Here is an 8239-nt window from a genome sequence, read left to right as displayed (position 1 = left end):
CCCGGCCAGGGCCGCGGCATCGCCCGGCGGCGTCGCCACGCCGCAGGGGCCGGCCGCCAGCAGCCGCGCCGCCGCGCCGCCGAGATTGGCCACCACCGGCAAGCCCGCCGCCAGGTAGTCCATCAGCTTGTTCGGCGCGGTCCACTCGGCGAAATCCGCCACCGGCGCCAGGCATTGCAGGCCGATATCGCTGCCCGCCAGCAGCCCGGCCAGCCGGCGCTTCGGCATGGGGTCGAGGAAGCGCAGGGTCGCCAGGCCGGCCGCCGCGGCGCGCGCCATCAGGGTCGGCTTCTCCGCCCCTTCGCCCACCAGCAGCAACGTCACCGGCGCGCCCTGCGCCTGGAGGAGCGCGGCGGCGTCCAGCACCTGCCCGAGCCCGTTGGCGACGCCATGCGCCCCGGCATAGGTGACCAGCACGGTGCCCGGCGGCAGCCCCTCCGGCCGCCAGGGCGCCGCCTGCGGGCCGAACAGGTCCAGGTCGCAGCCATTCGGCAGCACCGCCACCCGCCCCGGCGCCGCGCCATGCGCCACCGCGGTCGCCGCCATCCCCTCGGACAGCGCGACCACCGCCGCGGCGCCGCGGCAGGCGGCATCGGCCAGCCGGTCCAGCGCCGCCCAGAGCGCCGGCGTCCCCACCCCCATGGCGCGCGGCAATTCCGGCCAGGGGTCGCGGATCTCGAAGACGAAGGGCGTGCCGCGCAGCCGCCGCGCGGCCAGCGCCGGCAGCGCCACGGTCAGCGGGGTGGAACTGGCGACCACCAGGTCCCAGCGTTCCGCCAGGGCCAGCGCCGTCGCGCGCCCGGCATAGCGCAGGAAGGCCGCGGCGCGGGCCGGCAGGCGCATGGCATTGCCGCAGGGGATGGCGAATTCCACCACCCGCAGGCCGGCCACCATCCCTTCCCGCCGGCCGCGCCGGAACGGGTCCCGCAGCCCGGTCGCCGCCCCGGCATAGGACCCGCAGGCGAGCGTGACCGCATGCCCGCGCGCCGCCAGGGCGCGCGCCAGGGCGAAGCTGCGCGTGCCCGTCGCGCCGTCCGGCGTCGAGAAATGCTGGTGCAGGTAGAGCAGCCGCATCAGCGGAAGCAGCCGCGCACCACATCCACCACCCGGTCCTGCTGCGCCGGCGTCAGGCCGCTGCCGGAGGGCAGGCAGAGCCCCGCCGGGAACAGCCCCGCCGCCACCTCGCCGCCCGCCGCCGCGGCATGCCGGAAGGCGGGCTGCAGGTGCAGCGGCTTCCAGACCGGCCGGCTCTCGATCCCGGCCGCCGCCAGGGCTTGGCGCACCGCTTCCCGGTCCGGGGCGCCGAGCCGGGTGCCGCCGGCGCCGCCGAACAGTGCCACGCTGAGCCAGCGGTTGGCGCGGCCCCAGGCGGGTTCCGGCATGAAGCCCACCCCCGGCAGGTCGCCCAGCCCGGCCTGGTAGCGGCCGAAGACCGCCCGCCGCGCCGCGACCCGCGCCGGCAGGGCGGGCAGCTGCGCCAGGCCGATGGCCGCGAGGACGGAGGAGAGGCCGTAGGTGTAGCCCGTCGTCTCGTGCTGGTAGTGCGGCGCCTTCTCCTTCGCCTGGGAGGCCAGGAAGCGCGCGCGGGCGATCAGCGCCGGATCGTCGGACGCGAGCGCCCCGCCATTGGTGGTGGTGACGATCTTGTTGCCGTTGAAGCTGAACACCGCCAGCCGGGCGCCCTGCCCGGCCGGGCGGCCGCGCTGCGTGGCGCCCAGGGCGGCGGCGCTGTCGCACAGCACCGGCACGCCCCAGCGGTCGCAGAGCGCGGCGATCGCGTCGAGGTCGCAGCACTGGCCGAACAGGTCCACCGGCACCACCACCCGCGGCAGCCGGCCGGCCCGGGCGGCGCGGGCCAGTTCCCTCTCCAGCAGGCCCGGGTCCATGGTCCAGCTTTCCGGCGCGACGTCGAGGAAGCGGGGCACCGCGCCCATCTCCACCGCCGGGCTGATGGTGGCGACGAAGGTCAGGGTGCTGGTCCAGACCTCGTCGCCCGGCCGCAGGCCGAGCACGCGGTAGCCCAGATGCAGCGCCGCTGTGCCGGTGGTGGTGGCGAGGACATGCGGGATGCCCGTCGCCCCGGCCAGCGCCGCCTCGAAGGCTTCGGGCACCGGGCCGGCGGGGGCCAGCCAGCCGCTGGCCAGCGTCCTGGCCACGGCCGGCAATTCGGCGCCGGTCAGCTCGGGCGGCGAGAGCAGGATGGGCGGCACCCCGGCCGGCCGGGCGCGGGCGGCCGGCGGGAAGGGCAGGACGGGGGCGGGTTTCGGCGCGGCCTGGCCGGGGCGCATGCGGGGCGAAGTCCAGCTTGTTCCTGGACAAGAATAGATAGCCGCAAATCCGTTTCAAGAGAGTGTTTATTTTGAATAGTCAAGTTGAAACATGAAGCGAGGCCGGCCCGCCCGCGCATCGGCGTGCGAAACCCGGCCCAGGCCCTTGACTCCCTTGCGTTGCCGCACGCTGCGGCGCTCGCGTCGCCCGGCGCCCCAGGCCGGCCCGGCCCGCCTGTAGCGGCGTGGCGCAAGCCGTGCCAGGCCCTTGATCCGGCGGTGAATTCGCGCCCCGCGGCCATCGCGCGGCGCAGCCATCCGCCCGCGGCCCGGCCGGCCCGATCCGGAAACCATGGTTTCGAAACGACACCAGCATCGGCGGCGGCCGGCGGTGCCAAGGGGCCGCGCATTGCTGGGATGCGACGGGACAATACCGGCGGATATGCCGCGGGAATACTCAGATCTGCGAAGAATGACAGGAGCAGGCGCGATGTCGACTTTCGCAGGCGAACCGCCATGCCGGCGCGCCGCAGCGGGCAGGGCCGCCCTGGCCCCGCCCGGCCGGGATCAGGCCGTGCCGACCGTATCCGCCTGGCCGCCGCGCCGCTGCTGCCAGAGCGCGACGAAGTCGATCGGCGTCAGCATCACCGGCGGGAAGCCGCCGTCGCGCGTCACGTCGGCCAGGATGTTGCGGGCGAAGGGGAAGAGCAGGCGCGGGCATTCCACCAGCAGCACGGGCTCCAGCACCTGCGGGTCCACGTTCACCGTGAAGATGCCGCAATAGACCAGTTCGGCGATGAAGCAGGCGCGGTCATCCGCCTTCGCCTCGGCGCGGATCTGCAGCGCCACCTCGTACACGTTGCCGCCTTCCTGGATCGGCCGCGCCTGCACGTCGAGCTGCAGGTCCACCCGGGGCTGTTCCCGCAGGGTGGTGAAGATCTCCGGCGCGCCCGGCACCTCGAAGGACAGGTCCTTCGTGTACTGGATGTTCAGCAGCAGCGGCCCCTGGGCCTGCTGGGCGGCGTTCACGTCCGACATGGCGGTTCCTTTGGCTAGAGCGCATCGCAGAGGGGGCTTGAACGCCCCGAGGCGTGAATCTGCTCTGAAGACAACGACCTGCGGCGGTGCAGCCGGCATTCGCTGACGCGAACCGCCCCAGGCTGGCGCGGCGGGTAGCACGCCGGCGTGAGGCGGAACAGCGCCGCGGCGCCGTCAGAACGGCGCGGGCGGGCCGCGCCGCAGCAGCGCCGCCAGCGCCAGGCAGGCCAGCGCCCCCAGCGCGGTCGCCGCGAAGCCATCGGCATAGGCAAGCACGCTGGCCTGGGCCGCGACCGCCTTCGCCAGCAGCTGCGCCGCCTGGGCCTGGGCCAGCGCCGGGTCGGCGACATGCGCGCCCAGCCGGGCGGCATACTGCCCCAGCCGCTCCGCCACCGCGGCGGTGCCGTCCGCCACGTGCAGGCCCACCAGGTTCGAATGCACCTGCTCCCGCACCCGCAGGAAGGTCTGCATGAAGGCAGTGCCCAGCTCCGCCCCGAACAGCCGGCTGATCTGCAGCAGGGCGCCGATGGTCAGCGCCTCCGCCGGGACGATGCTGCGGACCATCAGCATCACCAGCGCGGTCAGGGCGAAGGACTGGCCGAGCGCCTGCAGCAGCTGCGAGGGCAGGAAATCGCCGGTCGCCCATTGCGTCGTCAGCTCGCTGGCCATCAGGCAGGCGATCGCCACCAGCAGCGACCCCAGCGCCAGCACCGGCCGCCCGTCCACCCGCCGCAGCAGCGCCCCCAGCGGCAGGACGATCAGCAGCTGCGGCAGGGCGATCCAGAGCAGGACCTGGCCCACCTGCAGCTCCCGGAAGCTCTGCACCGCCTGCAGGTAGGTCGGGATGATGATGGCGGTGGACAGGATCATGAAGCGGAAGCCCGCCAGGATCAGCAGCAGGATCGCCAGGTTGCCGCGCAGCAGCAGGCGCAGGTTGAGGAAGGGCCGCGGCGTGGTGAGTTCCCGCACCAGGAAGGCCACCGCCAGCATGCCGCCGCCCAGCAGCAGGCCGACGACCAGGCCGCTGTTCCGCCAGTCCAGCCGGTTGCCCTGGTCAAGCCCGGCATAGAGCATGCCGAAGCCGAGTGAGGCATAGACCAGCCCCCACCAGTCCAGCCCGCGCAGCAGGCCGGTGTTCACCGGCTCCTTCGGCATGCCCCAGGCGACGGCGGCGAACATCACCGGCAGCACGCCGCAGTACTGCCAGTAGATCCAGCGCCAGGACCAGTGGTCGGCGTACCAGCCTTCCAGCGACGCGGCGATGTTCAGCGACAGCTCGATGTTCATGGCATAGAGCGCGATGCCGTAGGCGACGAGCTGCACCGGCAGGCTGCGCACGACATAGGCGATGGTCAGCGGGATGAAGGTGCCGGACCCGATGCCGGCCAGCAGCAGCAGCGCCAGGAAGGCGTGCAGGTCGCCCGCCAGCGGCAGCAGCAGGCAGCAGGCGAAGAACAGCGCGATCCCCAGCAGCAGGACGCGCCGCGCCCCGAAGATGGCGCCGAGATAGGGGGAGGCGACGCCGACGAGCATCTGGCCGACGCCGAAGCTGGTGGTGATCCAGGCGCCCTCGTCGAAGCCGGCATGCAGCGCGCCGCGCAGGTCGGCCAGGCCGAAGCTGGTCACCCGCGCCGCCAGCGTGCTCATCAGCGCGCCCAGCATGACGCCGAGCAGCCCGGCATAGGGCCGCCAGCTCTGCAGGCTCTGCCGCGGCGGCAGCCGCGTGGCGAGGCCCTGCAGCGCCGTGCCGGCGGCGCTGAAGGGGCGGAGCGCGGCGCTCACCGCGCCGCCGCCGCGCCCTGGGTGTCCACGCTGGCGATCACCGACATGCCCGGCCGGACCAGGCTGCCGAGGGCGGGGTTCGGGTCGAGCACGATCTTGACCGGCACCCGCTGCACCACCTTGGTGAAATTGCCGGTGGCGTTGTCCGGCGGCAGCAGGGCGAAGGTGCTGCCGGTGCCGGGCGACCAGCTCTCGACATGGCCGGTCAGCACTAGGTCCGGGAAGGCATCCACCGTGACGCGGGCGGGCTGGCCGGCGCGCAGGTTGGTCACCTGCGTCTCCTTCAGGTTGGCGATCACCCAGAGGTCGGGCAGCGGCATCACCGCGATCACCTGGGTGCCGACATTGACGAACTGGCCCGGGCGCACCTGGCGCTGCCCCACCATGCCGTCGGCCGGCGCGAGGATGCGGGTATAGCCGAGGTTGTTGCGCGCTAGCTCGCGCTGCGCCTCGGCCGCCTGGACCTGGGCGCGGAGCTGCTGCTCCTGCTGGTCGATCGCCGCCAGCAGCGCCCGCTGCTGGTCGAGCTGCGCCTGGTTCAGCGCCAGCTGCGCCTCGGTCCGCTTCTGGTTGGCCTCGGACTGCTCGACGAGCTGGGGCGTGCCGGCCAGCCGGTCGCGGATCAGCTCGCGCTGGCGCTGCGCCTCCAGCGTGTAGCGGGTCAGGTCCGCCGCGGTGGCCTGGATGGTCGCCTGGGCCTGCCGCACCAGGGATTGCTGCACGGCGCGCTGGTTGGCGATGTTGCCGAGGCTGGCCTGGGCCGCCAGCAGGTTCGCCTCCGCCTGGGCAAGCTGGGCGCGGTAGTCGGCCGGGTCGATCTCCAGCAGCACGTCGCCGCGGCGGACCGGCTGGTAGTCCCGCACCGCCACCGCCAGCACATGGCCGGGGACCTTGGCCGAGAGCGGGGTGAGGTCGCCGGCGATGAAGGCATCGTCGGTGCGCATGTACCGCGCGGCGCCGGTCCAGCGGTCCCACTGGCCGGCGACCTGCCAGGCGACCAGGGCGGCCGCGACGACGACGCCGAGCCGCAGCGCCGGCCAGAGCCAGCCGCCGAGGGTGCCGGGCGCGCGCGGCGCGGCTTCGGGGGGCTGGGTGGTCTCGCTCATGCCTCGTCGCGTGCTCCGCCGCCGGGATGGGCCGGAACGGCCCGGCAGGGGAGGTCCAAGGCGCCGGACCGGCGGGGGCGGCGCCGCGCCGGGCAGGGCCGTGGCACCGCCCGTGGCGGGTCCACGGGCCTGTCACGGGACGCCGCCAGGGCGACAAGGACCCGCCAAAGCCGACCCGACGGGCCTTCCCTGACAGGCCCAGAGCTAGCGCGGCGCGGCGCGGAGTCTTGCCGTTTCGTGCGGCGGGCGGGCCGGCGCGCGCGGGTGTGACGGCGGGGCCCGCCCGGGGCGGCACCCCAAGGCCCCGCTCCGGCAGGGCGGCGGGACGGGACCGGTGCCGCGCCGCCCGATCCCGCCGGCCCGGTCAACGGCCCCTTCCGCCCCCTTGGCCGCCGGTCCGCGCAGCCCCTGGCCGAGGCGGCGGCGGGGCTGCCGCCCGGGTCGCTCAGGGCTTGGGCGGCGCCTGGTACTGCCGCCAGACGATCTCCTTCGGCGGCGGCGCGGTGGGATCGCAGCGCAGCCATTCGCCGTTCATCAGGCGCTCACCGGTCATCGCCAGGATGAAGCCCCAATGGGAGACCACCAGCGTATCGCGCCAGTCGGGCAGGGCCGCCATTTCCGCCCGGAAGAGCGCGGCGCGCTCCTCCACCTGGAAATCCGGCTCCTCGAGGACCGGCCACCAGACCTCCTCCAGATGGGTCAGGTCCAGCGCCGGCCAGGCCAGCGCCAGTTGCGTGCGCGGCGACCCGATGTCGCACGAAAAGGCATAGCGTTCCCGCACCGTCGGCATCACATGCACAGGGATGCCGAGGCGGCGGGCGACCGGCGCCGCGGTCTGCAGCGCACGGGTGTAGGGGGATGCGATGATGCGCCGCAGCCCCTCGCCCGCCAGGGCCTCGGCGGCGGCTTCCGCCTGCCGGTGGCCGAGCGGGGTGAGGGCGGGGTCGGGAATGCCGGGGTCGCGCTTGGTTTCGGTGAAGCGCAGGTTGAACTCGCTCTGGCCGTGTCGCAGCAGGATCATGGCGGCGCGGGTTCCTCCGGGCGCCGGGTGGGCGGGGTCCGCGCCCGGCGCCGCTGCCGGCGCCGCGCCTACCCGGCCCCGCGGCAATGTTAGCGGCTGGCCTGCCGGCCCGGGCCCCCTCGCCGCTCTCGGCGGGCACGGGCACGGGCTGGCCATCAGCGCGATACAGGCAGCCTCACGGGGCGGCAAGCGGGGGGTGGAAATGCGCTGCCGGCGTTGCGGCAGCCCCCCCGCGGCATTAGATGGGTGAAAAGGAGTTCATGTAATGTCGGGTGGCTTTCCGATCGACCTGATCCTCTTCGCCATGGTCGCGGCCTTCCTCGTCCTGCGCCTGCGCAGCGTGCTGGGTCGCCGCACCGGGTTCGAGAGGCCGCCGGCCCCCGAGCCGCGGGCGGCGGGCTTCGACCCGCGCGGCCGCACCATGGACGGCGTGGCGGAGGAGGTGCGGCCGGCGCCGCCGAAGCCGGGCGGCGCCCGGCAGGTGCTTCCTGACCCGCGCACGCCGCCCGGCCAGGCGCTGGGCCGCATCGCCGCGGCCGACCGCAGCTTCGACCCCGCCGGCTTCCTGGCGGGTGCGGAAGGCGCCTTCCGCATGATCGTCGGCGCCTTCGCGGCGGGTGACCGGCAGACGCTGCGCGCCCTGCTGTCGGACGCGACCTATGCCGGGTTCGAGCAGGCGATCACCGCCCGCGAGCAGGCCGGCGAGAGCCAGCTGACCGAGATCCGGTCGGTGCAGGAACTGGCGATCGAGACCGCCGACCTGCGCGGCAACACCGCCGAGGTCGTGGTCCGCTTCGTCACCGACCAGGTGAACATGACCACGGCGCGCGACGGCAGCGTGGTGACCGGCAGCGACGCGGTGACCGAGCTGACCGATATCTGGACCTTCCAGCGGGACATCAGCACCAGCGACCCGACCTGGAAGCTGACCGGCACCGCCCACGCCTGACGCCGCGTGGCGACGGGCCCTGCGGCGCCGCCCGGGCGGCCGGCGCGGCTGCGCCGGGCCGCCCGCCGCAAGGCTG

7 protein-coding genes are annotated in these 8239 nt (G+C 74.5%); 1 reads left to right on the top strand and 6 read right to left on the bottom strand.

The window, feature by feature from the left end:
- The 6 genes from E2C05_RS25490 to E2C05_RS25465 form a co-directional block, all read right to left on the bottom strand.
- A partial coding sequence (locus E2C05_RS25490) for a glycosyltransferase family 4 protein (RefSeq protein ID WP_133222454.1) occupies window positions 1-1074 on the bottom strand: 1074 nt, incomplete at its 3' end.
- Complete coding sequence (locus E2C05_RS25485) at window positions 1074-2288, bottom strand: DegT/DnrJ/EryC1/StrS family aminotransferase (protein ID WP_192912519.1); 1215 nt, start codon at window positions 2286-2288, stop codon at window positions 1074-1076. The genes E2C05_RS25490 and E2C05_RS25485, both read right to left, overlap by 1 nt.
- Window positions 2289-2834: 546 nt before the next feature.
- Window positions 2835-3305, bottom strand: a complete 471-nt coding sequence (secB, locus tag E2C05_RS25480; protein ID WP_133222453.1) for a protein-export chaperone SecB — start codon at window positions 3303-3305, stop codon at window positions 2835-2837.
- Window positions 3306-3479: 174 nt separating this feature from the next.
- Window positions 3480-5087 (bottom strand): MFS transporter, encoded by a 1608-nt coding sequence (locus E2C05_RS25475; protein ID WP_200306082.1) that lies wholly within the window; start codon window positions 5085-5087, stop codon window positions 3480-3482.
- Complete coding sequence (locus E2C05_RS25470; RefSeq protein WP_133222452.1) at window positions 5084-6193, bottom strand: HlyD family secretion protein; 1110 nt, start codon at window positions 6191-6193, stop codon at window positions 5084-5086. The genes E2C05_RS25475 and E2C05_RS25470 overlap by 4 nt, the downstream gene beginning before the upstream one ends.
- A 445-nt stretch (window positions 6194-6638) precedes the next feature.
- Window positions 6639-7214: a histidine phosphatase family protein gene (locus E2C05_RS25465; RefSeq protein ID WP_133222451.1), complete on the bottom strand. Its 576-nt coding sequence runs from the start codon at window positions 7212-7214 to the stop codon at window positions 6639-6641.
- Window positions 7215-7479: 265 nt separating this feature from the next.
- Between E2C05_RS25465 and E2C05_RS25460 the strand changes: the two genes are divergently transcribed.
- Complete coding sequence (locus E2C05_RS25460) at window positions 7480-8163, top strand: Tim44/TimA family putative adaptor protein (RefSeq protein WP_133222450.1); 684 nt, start codon at window positions 7480-7482, stop codon at window positions 8161-8163.
- Window positions 8164-8239: the final 76 nt, after the last annotated feature.

Source organism: Paracraurococcus ruber (assembly GCF_004353985.1).
Classification (GTDB): Bacteria; Pseudomonadota; Alphaproteobacteria; order Acetobacterales; family Acetobacteraceae; genus Paracraurococcus; species Paracraurococcus ruber.
The sequence above is the reverse complement of the archived record's forward strand: the minus strand, read 5'-3'. Positions and strand labels throughout refer to the sequence as shown.

Excerpts from the sequence above, each read along its gene's own strand:
- secB (WP_133222453.1), bottom strand. The coding sequence starts at position 3,305 with ATGTCGGACGTGAACGCCGCCCAGCAGGCCCAGGGGCCGCTGCTGCTG.
- E2C05_RS25460 (WP_133222450.1), top strand. The coding sequence starts at position 7,480 with ATGTCGGGTGGCTTTCCGATCGACCTGATCCTCTTCGCCATGGTCGCG.
- E2C05_RS25465 (WP_133222451.1), bottom strand. The coding sequence starts at position 7,214 with ATGATCCTGCTGCGACACGGCCAGAGCGAGTTCAACCTGCGCTTCACC.
- E2C05_RS25485 (WP_192912519.1), bottom strand. The coding sequence starts at position 2,288 with ATGCGCCCCGGCCAGGCCGCGCCGAAACCCGCCCCCGTCCTGCCCTTC.
- E2C05_RS25470 (WP_133222452.1), bottom strand. The coding sequence starts at position 6,193 with ATGAGCGAGACCACCCAGCCCCCCGAAGCCGCGCCGCGCGCGCCCGGC.